17 protein-coding genes and 1 tRNA gene are annotated in these 20,503 nt (G+C 67.9%); 11 read left to right on the forward strand and 7 right to left on the reverse strand.

The features are described 5' to 3' along the window. Positions 1 to 243 precede the first annotated feature (243 nt). Positions 244 to 3,975, reverse strand: a complete 3,732-nt coding sequence (locus ACT3UE_RS00005; protein WP_444566062.1) for a proline dehydrogenase family protein — start codon at positions 3,973 to 3,975, stop codon at positions 244 to 246. A gap of 118 nt (positions 3,976 to 4,093) precedes the next feature. Between ACT3UE_RS00005 and ACT3UE_RS00010 the strand changes: the two genes are divergently transcribed. The 7 genes from ACT3UE_RS00010 to ACT3UE_RS00040 all read left to right on the forward strand — a co-directional run bounded on the left by ACT3UE_RS00010 (position 4,094) and on the right by ACT3UE_RS00040 (position 10,369). Continuing rightward, positions 4,094 to 5,023 (forward strand): LysR family transcriptional regulator, encoded by a 930-nt coding sequence (locus ACT3UE_RS00010; protein ID WP_444553823.1) that lies wholly within the window; start codon positions 4,094 to 4,096, stop codon positions 5,021 to 5,023. Positions 5,024 to 5,185: 162 nt separating this feature from the next. Beyond that, the gene (putP, locus tag ACT3UE_RS00015; RefSeq protein WP_444553824.1) at positions 5,186 to 6,706 is read left to right on the forward strand and encodes a sodium/proline symporter PutP; all 1,521 of its coding nucleotides are present in this window, start codon (positions 5,186 to 5,188) and stop codon (positions 6,704 to 6,706) included. Between the two features lie 253 nt (positions 6,707 to 6,959). After that, positions 6,960 to 7,223, forward strand: a complete 264-nt coding sequence (locus ACT3UE_RS00020; protein ID WP_444553919.1) for a GlsB/YeaQ/YmgE family stress response membrane protein — start codon at positions 6,960 to 6,962, stop codon at positions 7,221 to 7,223. A gap of 115 nt (positions 7,224 to 7,338) precedes the next feature. Next, a complete protein-coding gene (locus ACT3UE_RS00025; RefSeq protein WP_444553825.1) occupies positions 7,339 to 8,742 on the forward strand; it encodes a DUF1731 domain-containing protein in 1,404 nt (467 codons plus the stop codon). Positions 8,743 to 8,748: 6 nt separating this feature from the next. Further along, positions 8,749 to 9,267 (forward strand): methylated-DNA--[protein]-cysteine S-methyltransferase, encoded by a 519-nt coding sequence (locus ACT3UE_RS00030; RefSeq protein WP_444553826.1) that lies wholly within the window; start codon positions 8,749 to 8,751, stop codon positions 9,265 to 9,267. Positions 9,268 to 9,283: 16 nt separating this feature from the next. Beyond that, the gene (locus ACT3UE_RS00035) at positions 9,284 to 9,682 is read left to right on the forward strand and encodes a hypothetical protein (RefSeq protein ID WP_444566063.1); all 399 of its coding nucleotides are present in this window, start codon (positions 9,284 to 9,286) and stop codon (positions 9,680 to 9,682) included. 57 nt (positions 9,683 to 9,739) lie between these two features. After that, entirely contained in the window at positions 9,740 to 10,369 is a 630-nt protein-coding gene (locus ACT3UE_RS00040; RefSeq protein WP_444553828.1) for a DUF2249 domain-containing protein, read from the forward strand. A 7-nt stretch (positions 10,370 to 10,376) separates the two neighbouring features. On the opposite strand, the gene ACT3UE_RS00045 is transcribed toward ACT3UE_RS00040, so the two are convergent. Further along, positions 10,377 to 11,294, reverse strand: a complete 918-nt coding sequence (locus ACT3UE_RS00045) for a 2-dehydropantoate 2-reductase (RefSeq protein ID WP_444553829.1) — start codon at positions 11,292 to 11,294, stop codon at positions 10,377 to 10,379. Positions 11,295 to 11,332: 38 nt separating this feature from the next. Between ACT3UE_RS00045 and ACT3UE_RS00050 the strand changes: the two genes are divergently transcribed. Continuing rightward, positions 11,333 to 11,869 (forward strand): DUF421 domain-containing protein, encoded by a 537-nt coding sequence (locus tag ACT3UE_RS00050; RefSeq protein ID WP_444553830.1) that lies wholly within the window; start codon positions 11,333 to 11,335, stop codon positions 11,867 to 11,869. Positions 11,870 to 11,926: 57 nt separating this feature from the next. Here the strand turns inward: ACT3UE_RS00050 and ACT3UE_RS00055 are convergent. Then, a tRNA-Ala gene (locus ACT3UE_RS00055) sits at positions 11,927 to 12,002 on the reverse strand. Between the two features lie 201 nt (positions 12,003 to 12,203). Between ACT3UE_RS00055 and ACT3UE_RS00060 the strand changes: the two genes are divergently transcribed. Next, entirely contained in the window at positions 12,204 to 12,629 is a 426-nt protein-coding gene (locus ACT3UE_RS00060; RefSeq protein WP_444553831.1) for a VOC family protein, read from the forward strand. Positions 12,630 to 12,787: 158 nt separating this feature from the next. Continuing rightward, the gene (locus tag ACT3UE_RS00065) at positions 12,788 to 14,170 is read left to right on the forward strand and encodes a sugar porter family MFS transporter (RefSeq protein ID WP_444553832.1); all 1,383 of its coding nucleotides are present in this window, start codon (positions 12,788 to 12,790) and stop codon (positions 14,168 to 14,170) included. A 13-nt stretch (positions 14,171 to 14,183) separates the two neighbouring features. Here ACT3UE_RS00065 and ACT3UE_RS00070 read toward each other — a convergent pair whose 3' ends face one another. The 3 genes from ACT3UE_RS00070 to ACT3UE_RS00080 form a co-directional block, all read right to left on the reverse strand. Then, entirely contained in the window at positions 14,184 to 15,419 is a 1,236-nt protein-coding gene (locus ACT3UE_RS00070; protein WP_444553833.1) for an MFS transporter, read from the reverse strand. A gap of 145 nt (positions 15,420 to 15,564) precedes the next feature. Next, positions 15,565 to 16,773, reverse strand: coding sequence for an NAD(P)/FAD-dependent oxidoreductase (locus ACT3UE_RS00075; RefSeq protein WP_444561151.1), 1,209 nt, complete (start codon positions 16,771 to 16,773; stop codon positions 15,565 to 15,567). A gap of 93 nt (positions 16,774 to 16,866) precedes the next feature. Continuing rightward, positions 16,867 to 18,018 carry a N(5)-(carboxyethyl)ornithine synthase gene (locus tag ACT3UE_RS00080; protein ID WP_444561150.1) on the reverse strand — a complete coding sequence of 384 codons (1,152 nt, stop codon included), beginning with the start codon at positions 18,016 to 18,018 and terminating at the stop codon, positions 16,867 to 16,869. Positions 18,019 to 18,125: 107 nt separating this feature from the next. Between ACT3UE_RS00080 and ACT3UE_RS00085 the strand changes: the two genes are divergently transcribed. After that, positions 18,126 to 19,034 (forward strand): cation diffusion facilitator family transporter, encoded by a 909-nt coding sequence (locus ACT3UE_RS00085; protein ID WP_444553836.1) that lies wholly within the window; start codon positions 18,126 to 18,128, stop codon positions 19,032 to 19,034. Here ACT3UE_RS00085 and ACT3UE_RS00090 read toward each other — a convergent pair. Next, positions 19,031 to 20,503, reverse strand: coding sequence for an enoyl-CoA hydratase/isomerase family protein (locus ACT3UE_RS00090; protein ID WP_444566064.1), 1,473 nt, complete (start codon positions 20,501 to 20,503; stop codon positions 19,031 to 19,033). The genes ACT3UE_RS00085 and ACT3UE_RS00090 overlap by 4 nt on opposite strands.

The following is a 20,503-nucleotide window of genomic DNA, read 5'->3' on the forward strand; positions in this document are numbered from 1 at the left end:
GGGCCATCACCGAGGCCAGCGCCACGGCGGCGAGGCCATCGGGCTCGGGGGCCGGGCTTTCGCGGTCCACGAGCAGGACAATGACCTGGACCAGGGCCGCGGAGGAGCCCGGGGTTTCTTCGCTCATGGGCGGGCGGCTTTCGTGATGGGAGGGTAGTTGACTCCACCGATGATGCCACACAGACGAACGACGCCGGCCCGGGGTCGGAACCCCGGGCCGGCGTCGTTGGACACGCTGCGGATCTAGATGATCGCGTCGCTGAGGTGGTCGGGCGTACCGAAACGGTGGGCCGTGATCGAGATCGCCTGTTCACGCAGGAACGGGAGCATCTCGACCCGCCCCGCGGCCACGACCGGGTGGTCGTAGATCGCGACGTCGGGTTTGCCCTGTGCCGCGGCGTAGGTGGCCCGCGACGAGGCGCCGATGTAGCGGATCCGGGTTCCGGAATCGGGGCCGGTCCGGCGTGCCAGACGCTCGACGTGTCCCTTCCACATCCGGTCGTCCTCGACCGCCACCTCGACGCCCTCGGAACGCAGTGCCGCCAGCACGCGGGCCGGCAGTTCGGTGGTGACGCTGACACTGATCCCCGCCCCCGGGCGTTCGGTGGTGCCGATCCGTCCGCTGGCCCCGGCGCTGGAGGTGGCCTTATGGGCGCGGAGCCCGGCAGCCACCACCCGCAACAGTTCGGCCATCCCGTGGCCGGAGGTGCCCTCCTCGTAGCGCACGGTCACCGGGACCGGACGATAGCGGAAGAGGTTGCGTTCGGCCTGCAGCATGGAGACGTCCTTGACGGCCCCGAACTCCTTGACCACCTGGTGGTAGTCGGTCGCCCGGGCGGTCTGCAGCCAGAGGAAGTCCTCGGCGGCGATGGCGTTGCCCGTCGCGGGACCGGCCTCGGCTGCGACGACCCCGAGGATGTCGCTGCCTCCGGCGACCTCCGCGTTCGAGGTGGCCGAGGTGTCGGTCCCCGTCGCGGTGCGCACGGTGGCGTGGGAGACGGCCGCATGGGATTCGGCCGCGGCTTCGGCCTCGGCGCTGACCGGGGCGTCGGCCCAGGAGCCCATGCCGACCAGGTAGTTCGGCCCACCGGCCTTGGTCCCGGCGCCGACGGCCGACTTCTTCCAGCCCCCGAACGGCTGCCGGCGCACGATCGCCCCGGTGATGCCGCGGTTGACGTAGAGGTTGCCGGCCTTGACGTTGTCCAGCCAGTACTCCAGCTCATCGGGGTCCAGCGAGTGGAGCCCGGTGGTGAGTCCGTACTCGATGTCGTTGACCATTTCGACGGCTTCTTCGAGGGTCTCGGCGGTCATGACCCCCAGGATCGGGCCGAAGTACTCGGTCAGGTGGTATTCGGAGCCACGCTGCACCCCGGTGCGCACCCCCGGGCTCCACAGTTGGCCGGTGTCGTCGAGTTGGCGCGGTTCCAGCACCCAGCGTTCACCGGCCCCCAGGGTGGTCAGCCCGCGCAGCAGCTTGCCCTGCGCCGGTTCGATGACCGGGCCCATCTGGGTTCCGGCGTCGTCCGGGTAGCCGACCTGTAGTGAACGGACGGCGTCGATGAGCTGGCTGTGGAAGCGCGGCGACTTGGCGACCGCGCCGACCATGATCACCAACGAGGCAGCCGAGCACTTCTGTCCGGCGTGGCCGAAGGCGGAGGCCGCGACGTCGCGGGCCGCCAGATCCAGGTCGGCCGAGGCCGTCACGATGAGCGCGTTCTTGCCCGAGGTCTCCGCCAGCAACGGCAGGTCCTCGCGGAAGGAACGGAACAGTTCGGCGGTTTCATACCCACCGGTGAGGATCAGCCGGTCGACGCTGGGATGCGAGACCAGCCGGGTGCCCAGATCGCGTTCGGAGAGCTGGACGAAGGAGAGCAGTTCGCGACCGATCCCGGCCGCGTCCAACGCCTCCCAGATGGCCTGGACCATGATGGCCCCGGAGCGCGCCGCCTGCTTGGCCGGTTTGATGACGACGCCGGAGCCGGCGGCCAGTGCCGAGAGGGTGGAACCGGCGGGGATGGCCACCGGGAAGTTCCACGGAGGGGTCACCACGGTCAGCCGTGAGGGGACGAACGTGGCCCCGTCGACGGTGTCCAACGCGCGGGCGGATTCGGCATAGAAGTGGGCGAAGTCGATGGCTTCGGAGACTTCCGGGTCGCCCTGGTCCAGGGTCTTGCCGCATTCGGAGGCCATGACCTCAAGTAGTTCACCGCGATGGGCGGCGAGCCGTTCGCCGGCGTGGTGCAGGACCGCGGCACGCTCGGCACCGCTGAGCCCGCCCCAGGATTCCGCTGCCGCGTGGGTGGCCGCGATGACGGCGTCGACCTCGTCGGTGGTGTTCAGCAGATGGGATTCGATGGTCTCGCGCCCCAGTGTGCTCTGCGGGACACTGGCCAGGATGTCGTTGGCCCAGGCCCGGTTCCCGGCCAGATCGGGGTCGGTGTCGGGGGTGTTGGAGAACTTCCGTTCCCCCGAGGCGTATTCGGCGACCTCCGCGGCGGCTGCTTCGGTGTCGTAGCTGCCGCGGTCCTGGATGCGGTTCGGGGTGGGGACGACATCGCTCAGGTCCTCCAGGGAGGCCCGGAACCGGTCCGTCTCGCGTTCGAAGAGGGCTTCGTTCTCGTGCAGTTCGAAGACGGCCGACATGAAGTTCTCCTGGCTGGCCCCTTCTTCGAGCCGGCGGATGAGGTAGGAGATCGCCACGTCGAATTCCCCGGGGTGGACCACCGGGGTGTAGAGCAGCAGGGAGCCGACGTCGGCCTTCACGGCCGCTGCCTGGCCGGTGGCCATGCCCAACAGCATCTCGAAGTCGATGCCTTCGGAGATCCCGCGGGCCTTCGCCAGCAGGTGGGCCAGGGCGACGTCGAAGAGGTTGTGCCCGGCGATGCCCAGGTGCACGTTGGCGGTGCGCTCGGGACGCAGTGCGTAGTCGATCACTGCCTTATAGGAGGTATCCGTGGCCTGTTTGGAATGCCAGGTCGCGGCCGGCCAGCCGTGGATGTCGGCTTCCATGATCTCCATGGGCAGGTTGGCGCCCTTGACCAGGCGGACCTTCACCGGTGCGCCGCCGGAGCCGACGCGTTCGGCAGCGAACTCCTGGAGTTCGATCATCGCCGGCAGGGCGTCCGGCAGGTACGCCTGCAGCACGATGCCGGCTTCGACGTCCTTGAACTCGGGCAGGGCCATGAGCCGTTTGAAGACGGCCATGGTCAGGTCGAGGTCCTTGTATTCCTCCATGTCCAGGTTGATGAACTTGCGCGGGGAGGAATCGCGGGCCTGCCGGTAGAGCGGGGTCAGCTGCTCCACGATGTTCCCGACGGCCGTGTCGAAGTCCCAGTGGTTGTGCGGGGCGACGCTGGAGGAGACCTTCACGGACACGTAGTCCACGTCGGGGCGGCGCAGGAGCCGGGAGATGCCCGCCAGCCGGCGACCGGCCTCCTTCTCGCCGAGGATGGCCTCGCCGAGCAGGTTGATGTTCAGCCGCACGTCCTCCTGCTGGATCTTCTCGATGGCCGGACCGAGTTTGGCATCGGTGGCATCGACGATCAGGTGGCCGACCATCTGGCGCAGGACGCGACGGGCGACGGGGATCACGACCCCGGGCAGGGCGGGGGCCATGGCCCCTCCGAGGGCGACGGCGGAACGCATGTACCAGGGCAGGAAGGAGGGGACCTTCGGGGCCAGTGCCCGCAGGTTCCGGGCGGCGACATGCAGGTCCTCCGGGCGGATCACCCCGTCGACGAAGCCGACGGTGAAGTCCAGACCCTGCGGATCCTTCAGCACTCCGGCCAGTTGGCGGGCCGAGGCATCGACGGGTTGTTTGGAACCTTCGGTCAGCCAGTGGCGGACCAGGGCAATGGCGTCGTCGGCCAGGTCCCGAGGGGAAATGGGGTCCGTCCCGACGGAAGGAGAAGTAGTGGTCACGTCAGTGATGCTCCTAGCAGAAAACGACCGGTGGGGAACCGGCCTGCGCGACATGGGGCAGAGTCCCCCACGAAGTAAGTATCCAACGCCCATGAGTTAAGGAAAAGCGACGAATAGTGAAGGATGATGTTAAGCGGAAGTGAATCGACGATGAATCGTGAAAGGGGTCACCATGCTGGAGGTCAGGAGGCTGCGCCTTTTACGGGAATTGAGCATCCGCGGCACGGTATCCGGGGTCGCCGCGGCGCTGAATTACAGTCCGTCGGCTGTCTCACAACAGTTGTCCCTGCTCGAGAAGGAAGCCGGGGTGGCACTCCTGCGCCGTAGCGGTCGGATGTTGGCCCTCACCCCGCAGGCGCAGGTCCTGGTTGCACACACCACCGAGTTGCTCGCGGCGCTGGAACGCGCCGAAGCCGCCCTGTCCAGCACCCTGCCGGCGATCTCGGGGACCGTGCGGCTGGCCATGTTCCAAAGTGCCGTACTGGCCCTGATGCCAGCCGCACTGGAGGCCTTGCGCACCGACCATCCGGGAATTCGCGTGGAAATGACCCAACACGAACCGGAAACGGCACTGCATGAGACCTGGGCCCGCGATTTCGACCTGGTGGTCGCCGAACAGTATCCGGGCCATGCGGCCACCCACTACCACGGGCTGGACCGGCAACCGCTGGCACTGGACTCCATCCGGTTGGGGGTGGCGGCCGAGGCGACCGGCCCCTCGGCGGTCGATGCCCTGGAGCAGGCCGCCACCCTGCCCTGGGTCATGGAACCGCGCGGCACCGCCTCGCGGCACTGGGCCGAGCAGCTTTGCCGGACCGCGGGCTTCGAACCGGATGTCAGATACGAATCGGCCGATCTGCAGGCACATATCGCCCTCGTGGAGTCCGGGCAGGCGGTGGCCCTGCTACCTGATCTGGTCTGGGCCCACCGTGAACCGCGGCTGCGACGCCTCGAAGTCCCCTCACGCCCCTGGCGGACGACCTTCACCGCCGCCCGGGAATCCAGCACCCAGAACCCGGCCATCGCCGCGGTCCGCAAAGCCCTGGAGGACCAGGCGGACTCCTTGGCCCGGAACACCCCCCATGTGGTCACGGAAAGATAACACCCCCGTGACGCCAATCACACAGATCATTGACAATGCCCTACTCTGAGAAGCACACACTCGCATCGCCCGGTGGTTGACAAAGGTTGACAGCTGGCCGGACGTACCTTTCCGGGGACTCCTCGGACGCACATTCCACCTTCCAGCCAAACGAGGAACACCATGTCTGAACAAGCATTCCAGCTTGTGGCCATCGTCATATATCTCGCCGCAATGCTCGGGATCGGCTACTACGCCTACCGCCAAACCTCCGACCTCGACGACTACATGCTCGCGGGCCGCGGACTCCGCCCCGGGGTCGCCGCACTCTCCGCCGGCGCCTCCGACATGTCCGGCTGGCTGCTGCTGGGCCTTCCCGGTGCCATCTACGCCTCCGGGCTGATCGAAGCCTGGATCGCCATCGGCCTGACCGTCGGCGCATGGTTGAACTGGAAGTTCGTCGCCCCGCGCCTGCGCTCCTACACGGAGATCTCGCAGAACGCGATCACGATTCCCAGCTTCTTCGAGAAGCGGCTCAAGGATAATTCGCACGTGCTGCGCATCGCCGCCTCGGCGATCATCCTGGTCTTCTTCACCTTCTATGTCTCCTCCGGCATGGTCGCCGCAGGCAAGTTCTTCGAGAGCTCCTTCGGCTGGAACTACACCATCGGCATGGTCACCGTGGCCGTGATCACCCTGGGCTACACGCTCTTCGGCGGCTTCATCGGCGCTACCCTGACCGATGTCGCCCAGGGGCTGCTGATGTTCGTTGCCCTGATCACCGTGCCGATCGTGGGCGTGATCGCCACCGGCGGCATCGGTGCCACGGTCGACGGCATCAAGGCGGCCCAGCCCGGCGCACTGAACCTCTTCGATGGATTCGGTGTGGAGCCGACCGGGCTCTGGCTGCTGGGCATCATTTCCGCCGCGGCCTGGGGCCTGGGCTACTTCGGCCAGCCGCACATCATCGTCCGGTTCATGGCACTGCGGAGCCCCGCCGACGCCAAGGCCGGCCGCCGGATCGGCGTCAGCTGGATGGCCATCTCGGCCCTCGGCGCCGTGGCCACCGCCCTGGTCGGCATCGCCTACTTCGCCGACGACCCGGCCAAGGAAATCACCGACCCGGAGACGGTCTTCCTGCTGTTGAGCCAGATCTTCTTCCACCCCTTCCTCGCCGGCCTGGTGCTGGCGGCGGTGCTGGCGGCGGTCATGTCCACGATCTCCTCGCAGCTCATCGTCTCCTCCTCCGCCTTGGTGGAGGACCTCTACAACATCGTCGGCCGGGAATCGACGCCCAAGAAGCAGGTCGCACTGGGCCGGGCCGGCGTGCTGGTGATCGCCGTGATCGCCTTCCTCATCGCCCTGGACCGCGAGGCCAGCGTGCTGGATCTGGTGGCCTTCGCCTGGGCCGGCTTCGGCGCGGCCTTCGGCCCGCTGGTGCTGCTGAGCCTGTACTGGCGCAAGCTGACGAGCACCGGCGCCTTGAGCGGCATGATCGTCGCCGCGGCCACCGTGTTCATCTGGGGCAAGACCCCCGTGTTGACGGAGAACCTGTACGAGATCATCCCGGCGTTCATCCTCAACGTCGTCGTTGCCGTCGTCGTCTCGAAGATGACGGCGAAGCCCAACGAACTCATCGACGAGGAGTTCTCCGCCATGGAGGGCCAGGTGGCAGCAAAGCCCCGCCAGGCCTCCACCAAGTAGAAGCAGGCGACCGCCGACGGCGGCATGCCACCAGCGTCCCGGATTCCGGGATGCCGGTGGCATGCCGCCGTCGTCTTTCCCGAGGGGGTGGACGGCTCGTGGCGGACCTCACGGACGCGATGTGACGACAAATCTGGTCCAGAGCGATTTTTGTCAATTCTTGCTGCTAATATTTCGATACGTACCCCGGAGACAGCATGTCCCCGGGGCAAACCGCCCACGCCACGTGGGAACGTAAAGGAGGAATATCGTGCTGCATTTCCTGGCTTTTCTACTTCTTGGACTGATTGCCGGTGCCATCGCGAAGGCGATCCTGCCCGGTAGGCAGGGAGGCGGCTGGATCGCCACCCTCATCCTCGGCGTCATCGGCGCCATGCTGGGTGGTTGGATCGGCGGCGAGTTGTTCAACGCTAATACAGGCCAATTCTTCAGCATCGTTTCCTGGATCTGGGCCATCATCGGTTCGTTGATCGTTCTGGTCATCTGGGGCTTCATCACAGGGCGCCGCAAGGCCTAGGCCATAGCGGCAACACCGACGAAGGTGGCCATCCCGCACGGGGTGGCCACCTCACGCGTTAACGCCCCTTTTCATGGCCCCTGTTTGTCCGGTGGTTCGCGGCTAAGCTGAAACCATGGCCTGGAACCGCACGCAAGAGCATGTGCTCGCCCTGGCGCCGGACGATGTCTGGCGCATCATCTCCGATCCCGCCCGCCTGCCCGACTGGAACCCCGCGGTCAGGTCCCTGGTCCCCGCCCACGACGGCGCCCTGGTTCCGGGCAGCCGGCTGGCCTTCACCCCGAATCCCCCGTTGCTGGGCGCGGTGCATTCGCGGACGGCACCGGATGCGGTGGTCACACGCAACCAGGCGGGGGTCTCCTTTGCCTGGCGCCAGCCGCAGCCCGGTGGTGGCCTGCTGGTGCATTGGGAGATCGCCGAGCATCCAGCCGGGACCCTGCTGACCCAACGGGTCGCCATCGAAGGCCACGGGTCCTGGCTGTTCACCGAGTCGAACGCCAAGCCGCTGGCCTCGCACTTCGCGGAGAATTGTGCCCGGCTCTACCGATTGGCCGGCGGAACCCCGGATCCGTCCCACCGGATCGTCATTGCCGGCGGCAGCGGCTTCCTCGGCATCCGGTTGGCCGCAGATCTCCTCTGCCACGGCCTGGACCCCGTGATCCTCACGCGGAGTCCCGACCCCGTCTCTCCGTTCCGCCAAGTCCGTTGGGATGGGCACAGCCAGGGCGCCTGGACCACCGAACTGGACCCTGCCGAGGGCAGCGTCAGCCTGGTCAACTTGGCCGGACGGCTGGTGGATGCCCGCCCCACGGCAGAGAACATCGCCGAACTGCGCGACTCGCGGGTCGATGCCACCCGCGCACTCGTCCAGGCCAGCCGGAAACACGAGGTCCCGCTGGACCACTGGGTCCAGGCCAGCACGACCGCCATCTACTCCGATGCCGGTGATGAACGGCTCACCGAGGACTCCCCCTTGCCCGAGGCCACGGCCGCCCTGCCGCAGATGACCGGTGTCGCCCGGCCCTGGGAGGAGGCACTGAACGGCGCCCGGGCCCTCCGGTCCACCATCCTGCGCACCGGCGTCGTCCTGGAACAGGAGAGTCCTGCCTTCGACCGGTTGTCCCTGCTCGCCCGCACCGGACTGGGCGGCCCGGTCGGCTCGGGCGTCCAATGGGTCAGCTGGATCCATCTGACCGATTGGCTGCGCATCGTGCGGGCCGGCCTCGGACTGGAGCCCGGGATCGATCTGGATGAAGGGGTCGTGATCGCCGCTTCCCCGGCTCCGGTCCGCAATGCCGGGTTCATGGCGGCACTGAGATCCGTGCTGGCGCCGGGCCCGTTGAAACGTTTCTCACTGGCCACCCCGGAACCGATGCTCAAACTCGGCGCGGCCGCCCTCCGCACCGACCCCGCCCTGGGTCTGACCGGACGGCATGCGACGTCGAACCGGCTGCCCCGGGCCGGGTTCGCCTTCACCTATCCCGAACTCGATGGCGCACTCGCGGCCATCACCGGTTAGTCCGCCATGCTCCGCTACGCGTACATGGACTCACCGATCGGTCGGATCCGGCTCTCCGCCACCGGGAAGGGGTTGGCCGGCGTCCACATGGAAGACCATGCCCACCAGCCCGCGGGGCCGCCGGAAGGCACCGAGGTCTCCGATTCCGCGCCCTGCCCGATCATCGGGCAGGGCATCGACGAACTCGGCGAATACTTCGCCGGCACCCGAACCCGTTTCGACGTGACCCTGGATCCCTCCGGCACCGACTTCCAGCAGCGGGTCTGGGCCCTGCTGCGCACCATCGACCATGGGACGACGCGCAGCTACGGGGATCTGGCCGCCGCACTCGGTGACCCTCATTTGTCCCGCGCCGTCGGTACCGCCAACGGACGTAACCCGCTGTCGATCATCGTCCCCTGTCATCGCGTCATCGGCGCCGATGGGTCGATGACCGGCTATGGCGGAGGGGTCGACCGCAAACTCTTCCTGCTCCGGCTCGAGGGCGTCCTGCCGTCGGCCGAGGACCAGCCCCCGTTGTTCTGACGCCCGAGGAGGCACCATGCGTACCGTCGCCATTGTCTACTACGGCCGCCACGGCCCCAGCCGCGCCTATGCCCAGGCACTGGAGAATGCCCTGCGCGGTGCGGGGAACCTGGCCGAACAGATCCAGGTGCGTGACGCCGCGGCCAACGACGTCGTCTTCTACGACGGGCTGGTCCTGGTCGGGCCGCCACTCTTCGGCCGCCTGCATGGCCTGGCCCTGGCCCGCGCGCTCGCCCCCGAACGCCATAGCGCCGTCGTGGTCCTCGGCGGAAACCGGCCGGCGGAACACTACCGGAAGCTGTTCCGTCCGGCCGAGCGCCCCAGCATCTCCTTCTTCCAGGAGCAATCCCACCAGGACACCTCGGTGGTCTTTTCCACGGTGGCCCCGGTGGTGGACTGGGCCAGGAAGCTCTAGGAACGGCCACGGCCTACCGTGGAGTCACCAGTTCCCCCGAAATCAAGGAGACCACCGATGACCAACACCGATCCTCCCGGAACCACGCAGGAACTGGACCTGCGGGAACTGGATGCCCCCGAGCGCCACCGGCACGTCCTGGAACGGTATGCGCAGCTGCCGGTCGAGGCGTCCCTTCTTCTGGTCGACGACCGCGACCCGCACGACCTGCGCCACGAGTTCGAGTCCGAACACCCGGGCAGCCACGAGTGGGAGCAGCTGGCCTCCGGCCCCGGACGGTGGCGTATCCGCCTCACGAAAATGGCCAGCACCCCGCTGCCTCGGTTGCTACTCGACACCCGGGCCGTGGCCGGGCGAACGGGCGAACCCGGGGTCTCGGGAGCGGTGTGGAACATTCCGGCCCGCGAACGCGACCTCGACTCGAACATCATCTCCCTGGAGCCTGGAGGCTCCATCGACGCCTACGCCGGCCCCGAACTCGATGTACTCATCCACGTCCTGGGCGGCGAGGGCACCCTGGGCACCGAACGCGGGGACGTCCCGCTCTCCCCCGGGTCGCTGGTCTGGTTGCCCCGCCGGTCCCGGCGGTCATTCGCGGCCGGGCCGGGCGGGCTGCGCTACCTCACGGTGCATCAGCGCCGGCAGTCACTGGTGCTGCGGACCACGCGTCCCGACGCCCCGGCCTGACCCCTCCTCAGGGTGCCGGTGCGGCCGCGGCCCGCCCGCCGGCCCGGAGCTGCACCAACGTCAGATCCACCAGCGGAGTGTCCACCTCCACGGCGCGGGCCCGCACCTGGAGGTCCCCCAGGATGTGTTCGGCCTCCGTGGCGTGTCCGGAGACCACATCACGGTAGAGCGAGGAAACGAACGCCGAACCGGGATCGGTGAGCAGACCGACGGCCTGGTCGTGGCTGGCCGTCTGCGTGCGATGCCCGGCCGCCGCGGCGACGGCCTCGGTTTCGGCGATCGCGGCATCGATATGGGCCCGCCCCCCGGCGGCGAGGATGTTGCCGACACTGTTGCGGAACAGGCAGGTGACGACCCCGGCGGCGGCAATGAACACCCACTTGTCCCAGAGCGCCTGCAGCACGTCGTTCGTTTCGAAGAGCTCCAGCCCGGGGACCCGCAGCGTGTCGGAGATCCGTGCAGGCACGGCACTGCCGTCGAAGGTGCCGATGGTCATGGTGGCCAGGTCCGTCATTTGCCGCACGGAACCCTCCTCGCCCAATGCGGCAATGATCTTCACCAACCCGCCCAGCGGGATTCCGGCCGGCAGGGACCGGATCAGGTCGATATGGCGCATCCCGTTGAGGAAGGGGACGACGGTGGTCCCGGTGCCGATGAACGGGGCCGCGTCGTCCAGGGCGGCGTCGAGGCCGGTGGCCTTCACGGCCAGCAGGACCAGATCGAATTCCCCGGCGGACTGACCGGCCGTGATGACCTGGACGGGCAGGACCCGGTCACCGTCCGGGGCCATGAACCGCAGCCCCCCGCGGCGGAGTTCTTCGGCCCGGGCGGCCCGGACCAGATAGGTGACGTCACGGCCTGCTTCCAGCAGTCGTGCACCAAAAGCACCACCGGTGGCCCCGGCGCCTACGATCAGTATCCTCATATCGACAGTATCCCCCACCCCCATGCCAGAATGTCCGAATGGACTTGAGTTACTTCTGGACCGGCTGGGAGCCGGTCATACATACCCTGCTCATCGGCATCGTCGGCTATCTCGTGCTGGTGATCCTGCTCCGGGGGACCGGGCCGCGCACCATGGCGAAAATGACGCCGTTGGACTTCGTCATCGCCGTCACCCTGGGGTCCACCTTCGGCCGCACCGTCACGGCGGTCGATGTCAGTCTCGCCCAGGCGGTGGCAGCACTGGTGCTGCTCGTCGGGGTGCAGTGGGCCCTGGCAGGTCTCCGGGCGCGCTGGAACGTCATGCGCCGTGTCCTGGACTCACCCCCGGTGCTGCTCTACTACAACGAGGAACTGCAGCACCGGGCGTTGCGCCGCCACCGGTTGACGGAAGCCGATGTGCACACCGCTGCCCGGCAATCGGGGCAGGGGTCCCTGGCGGACGTCCAGGCAGTGGTCCTGCAACAGGACGGCTCGCTGGGAGTCATCACCCGTTCCGCGATGGGCGACGGCTCCAGCATCCTGCCCTACGCCGAGCGCGAGGGTGAAGGCCACTAACCCGGGAAAGACAAAAAGGGCTTCCCGATTCCAATGAACCGGGAAGCCCTTTTCCTGTGGTGGAGGTAAGGGGATTCGAACCCCTGACCTTCTGCATGCCATGCAGACGCGCTACCAACTGCGCCATACCCCCGCAGGTCGTCCCCACCGTCGGCTTCCGACGTCCGGGACGATTCAATAATCTACAGCACCGGCCCCGTGATGCGCCAATCGGGGCCTCCCACGCGGGAGCGCCACCGGCAGGAGCGCCCCTCCCCTTCACAAGCCCGCGCTGCGGCAGCAGGATGGGTGGAGGACACCACCGTGTCCGTTCCCCCGGACGAAGGGCACCACCATGAGCATCGGAATGACCCCCTACCTGAGCTTCGGCGGCAATGCCCGTGAAGCCATGGAATTCTACAAATCAGTTTTCGGCGGCGAGCTGAGCGTGCTGACCTTCGCCGAGGGCATGGGCGAAAAGGATCCGGAACAGAGCCAAAAAGTCATGCACTCCTCGTTGTTCCTCGAACGGGGCATCCACCTGATGGCCAGTGATCCGGGCCCGGGATGCGATCCCACCCCGAACGGGACCATCTCGCTGAGTTCGGACGGGTCCGAGGGCGGCGACGGGGACACCCTGCGCGGCTGGTGGGACCGGCTCGCCGCCGACGCCACCATCACCATGGCACTGGAAGAAGCCCCCTGGGGCGATTCCTTCGGACAACTGACCGATGGGTTCGGCATCAACTGGATGTTCAACATCACGGCCGCCCACGGCTAGGCCCCGGGCCGCCTTCCGGCCCCGGAGGGTGCTGGCTGTTCCGGAGGGGACCAGGACCAGTAGGCTGAAAACGGTGGACCAGGCCACCTCGTCCAGGTGCTTCGCCTGCCGTGGCAGCCCCACGGCCCGCGTCCCGACCGCCTCTCAAGAAAGCCGCCATGCGCACAGAATCCCGGGACCGCACGAACCCTGCCCCGAAATCGCCCAAACTGGTCTACGCGGTCAGTGCCATCGCAGCGGTCGGGGGTTTCCTCTTCGGCTACGACACCGGGGTGATCTCCGGGGCCCTGCTGTTCATCAACGACGACTTCTCCCTGACACCGCTCACCGAAGGCGTGGTCGTCAGTTCCATCCTCGTCGGGGCGATCATCGGCGCCGTGGGATGCGGGCCCCTCGCGGACCGTCATGGACGGAAGAACACCATCATCGCCGCGGCAACCGTCTTCACGATTGGTGCACTGTTGGCGGCCTTCGCCCCCACGGCGGAACTACTGGTCGTCGCCCGCCTGGTCCTGGGTCTGGCGGTCGGGGCCGCGTCGGTGCTGGTTCCGCTCTTCATCGCCGAAGCAGCACCCCCGGCGATCCGCGGTCGGCTGGTTTCGGCCAACCAGCTGCTCATCACCATCGGCATCCTGGCTGCCTACCTGACCAACGCACTGTTCGCCTACGACGGCGGATGGCGGTGGATGTTCGGTCTGGGCGTGATTCCGGCGATCGTGTTGGGCGTGGGGATGCTCTTCCTGCCGGAGACCCCCCGGTGGCTCTTCGAGAAGGGGCGGACCGAGGAGGCCCGCACCGTATTGGGCCGGCTCCGGGACCCGCAGACGGCCGATACCGAGTTCCAGGAGATCCACCGGTCCCTGCACGAGGACCTCGAACCCAAGTCCACACTGCGCGACCTCACCACTCCGTGGGTCCGGCCGGCGCTGATCGCCGGCATAGGCGTGTCCATCTTCGGCCAGGCCAGCGGCATCAACAGCGTCATCTACTACGCCCCGACGATCTTCAACTCCACCGGGCTCGGAGCCTCCACCGCCATCCTGGGCACCGTGGGCATCGGGGCCGTGAACGTCGTCATGACCATCGTCGGCATGTCCCTGGTGGACAGGATCGGGCGTCGCATCCTGCTGATGAGCGGATTCGCCGTCATGAGCATCACGCTCCTCGTCCTCGGCTTCGTGCTCCACGGCGACAGCCTGGACCCCTCGGCCGGGTGGATCGCCATGGTGTGTCTGGCCGTCTACATCGCCGCCTTCGGCGCCAGCGTCGGCATCGTCGTCTTCGTGCTGCCCTCCGAGGTCTACCCGCAGCGGATCCGCGGCTCGGCCATGAGCGCCACCCTGATGTGCAACTGGGGCATGAACTTCGTGGTGTCGCTGACCTTCCTGTCCCTGTTCGACGCGCTCGGCAAGTCGTGGACCTTCTGGCTCTATGCCCTCATCTGTGCGCTGGGCTGGCTCTTCGCCGTCAAGCTCGTTCCCGAGACCAAGGGACGCAGCCTGGAGGAGATCGAGTCCTGGTCACGGGCGCGGGCGAACTGATGCCCCCTGGGGTCTAGTTGGGCCCGGCGGCCGGGATTTGCGCCGCGGCCGCCTCGGCGGCCGCCCGGACCTTGAAGACCCGGGCGGTCAGCAGTGCCAGGCACAGACCCAGCAGGGCCAGGCCTGCCCCCAGGAAGGCCGGGGCCTGGTAGCCGAAGCCGAGTTTGATCACCACGGCACCCAGGGCCGCACCGAGGGCGTTGGCGACATTCAGCGCCGAGTGGTTCAACGAGGCCGCCAACGATTGGGCCTTCGGCGCCGAATCCATGAGCAGGGCCTGCAGGCTCGGCACCAGGATGGAGCCGGTACCGCCTAGGATGAAGACCAGGATCAGGGCGGGCACCGGGTAGGGCGAGAGGACCCCGAAGGCGCTCATGAACACGACCATGGCCGAGGTGGCGATGTAGATGCTGCCATGGACCGACCAGTCGGCCAGCCTCCCACCCAGCAGGTTCCCCAGGACCATCCCGATCCCGTAGAGGCTCAGGACCAGCGGGACGGCCCCTTTTTCCAGACCGGTGACATCGGTCAGGGTCGGTGAGATGTAGGAGTAGACGGCGAAGAAGCCCCCGAAGCCGACGATGCCGGTGGCCATCGCCAACCAGACCCGTCCGCTGCGCAACGCGGACAGTTCCCGGCGGATGCTCGCCCCCTCATGGATCGGGTTGTAGGGGACCCAGAGGCGGATGCAGATCAACGTCAGGACACCGACCAGGGCCACCGAGGCGAACATCCACCGCCACCCCAGCTGCTGACCCAGCCAGGTCACCGCGGGCACCCCGAGGACGTTGGCCACCGACAGGCCCATCATGACCCAGGCGATCGCCCGGCCACGCATGGTGGCGGGGACCAGGTTCCCGGCGAGGATGGCGGCGAGTCCGAAGTAGGCCCCGTGGGGCAGCCCGGAGAGGAAGCGGGTCACCAGCATCGAATCGTAGGTCGGGGCCAAGAACGAGGAGAAGTTGGCGAGGGTGAAGAACACCATCAGCCAGGACACCATCGTCTTATGCGCCACCCGGGCCCCCAGGGCGGTCAGCAGCGGGGCCCCGACCACGACGCCGAGGGCGTAGGCGGAAATCATCAGCCCCATGTCGGCGTTGCCGACACCGAGGTCCGTTGCCCCCTCCTGGAGCAGGCCCATGATGGCGAACTCGGTGGTGCCGATGCCGAATCCGCCCAACGCCAGCGAGACCATGGCAATGAACAGGGGACGCCCGGTAAGCATGGTGTTATGTGGCGGGTGGGTCATGCGGCGGTTCCTACCTTCGGGGTTCTGCGGTGGAGGGTGACCGGCCAGGTGCCTCTTTGCCGTCCGTGGCGCGTATCGACCACAACAGTCTATGGACCCCGTTCCATTCCCGCACCATCGACGACGCGGAGCCCCGCCCCGGGGCTCAGAGGTCGGCCAGTTCCACCCCGGTGTCGGCCAGCCGCTCCTCAGCCACCGTGCGGCCCACGATGGAACGCAGGGTGTCGTTGACATCCCAGATGTTCACGTTCATGGCCGCCGTAACGACGCCTTCCTCGAGCCAGAAGGCAATGAACTCCCCCGAGTCCAGGCTCCCCCGGACGACGGCCTGGGCACCGGGCCCGGCATGCCCGACGTATTCCATGCCCAGATCGAACTGGTCGGTGAAGAAGTAGGGCAGCCAGTCGTAGCGGTCCGCATGCTTCAGGATGGTCTTGGCCGCGAGTTCACCTTGCCGGATGGCGTTGTCCCAGTGCTCGACCCGCAGCCGGCCCAATTTGGTGTTCACCGCGTTGGCGAGGTCCCCGGCGGCGAGGATATCGGGATCGCTGGTGCGCAACGACGCGTCCACCAGCACCCCGTTGTCGGTTTCGAGCCCGGCGGCCTCCGCCAGGGAGGTGGCCGGGACGGCGCCGATGGCAATGAGCACGACGTCGGCCGGCACCTCGCCGTCCGAGGTGTCCAGGCCGGCGGCCCGTCCGTCCCGTTCGATGATGCCCTTCACCTGGGTGCCCAGGCGCAGCTGGACCCCGTTGCTGCGGTGCACCTCCGCGAAGTGTGCGCCGATCTTTTCGCCCATGACGTTTTCCAGCGGCGTGTTGTTCGGGGCGACCACGGTCACTTCCATCCCGGCCTGCCGGGCGCTGGCGGCGACTTCGAGGCCGATCCAGCCGGCCCCGACGACGGCGAGGCGCCCTCCGGCGGCCAGGGCGTCCTTGAGAATCTGCGCATCGCCCAGCCGGCGCAACATCATCACCCCGGGCAGATCGGTCCCGGGCAGGTCGAGGTGACGCGAATCGGCGCCGGTGGCCAACAGCAACTGGCCATAGGGGAACTCATCCCCCGAATCCAGCCGCACCACATGACGTTGACGGTCGATCTCGGAGGCGTGCCCACCGAGCACCAGGTTCACCTCGTGCGCGGCGTACCATTCGGCGTCGTGCTCGACGCCTGCCTCGGCGTCCTGCTTGCCCTGGAGGAACTCCTTGGACAGCGGGGGACGCTCATAGGGCGGGGTCGCCTCATCGGCGATCAGGGTGATGCTCCCGGAGTACCCCTGCTCGCGCAGGGTCTGGGCGGCATGCGATGCCGCGAGTCCCCCACCGATGATGACCGTACCGTCCGATGTTGCCATGATGACCTCCCGGCTGATGCTGCTTTTCCCCGGTATGGGGACTCCTTCCTTCAACGTAGGCCCGTCCCCGCCGGGGTGCAAGCACCGGTGGGATCAGGCCGGCTCGTGCGGGTACCCCAGCGCCCGGTGCTGGAATTCGAGGATCGCCGGGTTGGCGACCGCACCGTCCCGGATCTCGATGGCCCGGGTGACGGTTTCGCTGTTTCCCCAGGCGTCCGGACCGCCCATGACCAGGGGCAGGAACGGCAGAAGTGCCTCGCTGATCTCCCAGCTGGCCGAGTTCCAGAGATAGGACGGGCTGTGGTCCACCGCGTAGTAGTCGATGTTCTTTCCAACGGTGAACATCGGCTCCGCGAAGGTGGTGGGACGGGCCCAGTCGAAGCCCATTCCCGCGTCGCAGGAGACGTCGATGATCAGGCTGCCCGGTTCGAACGCCCCCAGGTCCTCCGTGCGCAGATACAGCAACGGGTCGTTGGGGTCCTGCAAGGTGCAGTTCACCACGATGTCGCTTTCGGCCAGGAACGGTGCCAGCGGGACCCGCCCCCGGTCATCGGTGATGACCTCGGAGAGGTAGGGGCCGCCGTCGTGGTCGAATTGGATCATCTGTGCGGCGTGGATCGGCGCCGCCACCGAGGCGACCTTGCGGTTGGTGAGCACCCGGATGTCGCTCACCCCGTGGGCCTTCAGCGCGGTGACCGCACCCCGGGCGGTGGCCCCGAAACCGATGACGACGGCGGTGAGCCGGCGCCCGTAGTCCCCGGTGACCCCGGTCAGGGCCATCGAATGGATGACCGAGCTGTAGCCGGCGAGCTCGTTGTTCTTATGGAAGACATGCAGGGAGAACCCGCCGTCACCGGCCCAGTGGTTCATGGCTTCGAAGGCGATCAGCGTCAGCTTCTTGTCGATGGCCAGCTGGGTCATTTCGCGGTCCTGGACGCAATGCGGCCACCCCCAGAGCGTCTGGCCTTCGTGCAGGTCCTCGAGGTCCCGGGCCTGCGGTTTGGCCAGCAGGACCGTATCGGCGGCATCGATGACAGCGGTACGGTTCGATACCCCGCGAACCAGGGTGGTCAGATCGGCGTCGGAATATCCGAACCTCTCCCCGTAGCCCTCCTCCAGAACCATGCGGGCCCGCAATGCCGGATCGATGCGTTCCAGGTGCGCGGGGTGGATGGGGACGCGATGCTCGTCGACTTTTCGCGATATGCCCAGTACGCCCAGAACGGGTTCCTTCTCAGTTGCCATGGTCCACATCCCTTATCGGGGCGCCGCCCTGGCGCCATTGGCCTTAGGCTACACCGCAGCCGGGCCCACGGTCCCCGGTCCTAGACTGGCACCATGGGGAAGCCAACATGACCGTGGTCATCGCGTTCATCGCCAACATCCTGGTGGCGATCGCGAAGTCGGTGGCTGCCGTGGTGACCGGCTCGGCCTCCATGGTCGCGGAGGCCGCCCACTCCTGGGCCGATGCGGGAAACGAGATCTTCCTGCTCATCGCCGACCGGCGTTCGGCCCGCCCGAAGGACTCAAGGCACCCGCTGGGTTTCGGGCGGGAAGCCTACGTCTGGTCGATGTTCGCCGCCGTGGGGATCTTCACCGCCGGCGCCGTCTTCTCGATCATGCACGGGCTCCAGGAACTCAGCAACCCGGCCCCCGTGGAGTCCCCCGGGATCGCCTTCCTCATCCTGGGGCTGGCCTTCCTGATCGAGGGCACCTCCTTCACCCAGGCCGTGGTGCAGGCCCGGCGCAAGGCCCAAGCGCAGGGCACCTCGACGTTCGAGCTGGTGCTGCGGACCTCCAATACGACCCTGCGGGCCGTGGTGGCGGAGGACTTCGCCGCCCTGATCGGTCTCCTCGCCGCCGGCACCGGCATCTACCTCCACCAGGTCACCGGCGATGCCCGATGGGATGCGGCCGGCTCGATCGTCATCGGCGTGCTGCTGGCCGTCGTGGCGTTGGTGCTCATCGACAGGAACCGGTTGTTCCTGATCGGCGCCAGTTCCACCCCGGAAATCCGGGCGCGGGTCGGCCGGGCCCTGCAGCGGCATCGGGAAATCGAGCGGGTCACCTACCTGCATCTGGAATACATCGGACCGGACCGGCTTTTTCTGGTCGCCGAAGTGGATCTGGTGGGAAACGATCCGGAGGAGGACGTGGCCCGGCAGATGCGCCGGCTCGAACGTGAGCTCGAAGCCCATGAAGGCATCGAAACAGCCGTGTTGTCGCTCTCGGTCAGCGACGAGGCGTCACTGGAGTTCTAGGCCTCACGCCAGCGGGTGATTCCACCGGTCCACGCCGGGAATCCGGCACCATCTACCGAGGCGATGTTCAGTGCTGCGGCCATCGCCGGCCCCTGGTCCTCCAGGTGTTTGCGTCCGGCCCGGGCCATCGCCGAGAGCAGGCGTGTCTGGGCCGGATCGGTGGACAGCCCGGGGGCCTCCTGCCCTCCTTCGGGGGCCGGGGCGATGGCGTCCCGGCGGGGCGGCTCCTGCAGGCTTTCGACCACGGCCTGGAACAGCGGGGACGCCAGCCCCGCCTTCTCGGCGGCCCGTTCAACGGAGATGGCTGACATCCCCCCGACCACCAGGTCCCGTGCGGTGTCCCGGGCGGCCGCCAGGAGGTCCGCTCCCATCCGCCGGGCCATTTCCGGGGCGCTCATCCGCGCATCCTCGCCGACTTCGTCGTCCGCCACCGCAGCGGTTCCCGCGGCGGCAGGAGTCTGGGCAGCGGCGGAGGTCACCGCATCGGGAACGGCACCGGTGGTCGCGTCGATGGCCTGGCGTCCGGCCGCCTTGCGGTCGGTGTGCCGCAGGCCGATCATCGCCGTGGAGACCGGCGAAACGACGGTCTGCGTGTAGTAGCGGGCCTCGATGGCGGTGGCTGTCTCCACGTCGACCTGTGCCCCTTCCACGGCGGCGGCGAGGATGGCGCGTGGCGCCGGGTTGTGCAGCGCGTCCGGGCGGCCGCGCAGTCGGGCGGGCAGGAACTGCAGGATCTCGGTCAACGCGTTCCGGCCGGGTCCGGTGGGAACCTGCGGTGCCCCGTCGGGAAAGACGTAGCCCTCGGCGTCCCAGGGCTGGCGCGCCACGGGATGCTCCCGGATCCACCGTCGTGCTGCCGGCAGCAGGTGTTCCTCGGTCTCGAGCGACTCGTCGATGATGCCCAGTTGGAGCCCGTCCCGGGCGCCCACGATGGTTCCGCTGAGCAGCAGTTCGTCCAGGGCGCGTTCGATGCCGAGCAGCCGGGTGGTGCGCAGGACGCCTCCGGCGCCCGGGCAGATCCCGAAATCGACTTCGGGCAGACCGAACCTGTTGCCGGGGGCGTCCACGGCGATGCGGTGGTGGGTGGCCAAGGCCAGCCCCAGGCCGCCGCCGATGGCCGCCCCGTTCAGTGCGGCCACGACGGGGACCCCGGTCGTTTCCAGGCGGCGCAGCAACCGGCCCCACCCCCGGGCCAGCTCATCCACCGTCCGGGCATCCGCGGCGGTCGCCGCGGCCATCGCCTCCAGATCGGCGCTGGCGCAGAAACTGCTCTTCGCCGAGGTGAGGATGATTCCGGCGACGGAGGCGGGGTCCGCGGCCCGGCGTTCGTCGAGGGCATCCAGCCGTCGGGTCATCGAGGCGATGAAGGCAGCATCGAGCAGGTTCACCGTCCGTCCGGGGGCATCGAGGATCCAGGTGAGGATCCCGGCGTCGTCCTCCTGCTCGCGAATGGCCTCTTGCTCTTCCAT

Source organism: Arthrobacter sp. 179 (assembly GCF_052379645.1).
Taxonomy (GTDB): domain Bacteria; phylum Actinomycetota; class Actinomycetes; order Actinomycetales; family Micrococcaceae; genus Arthrobacter_H.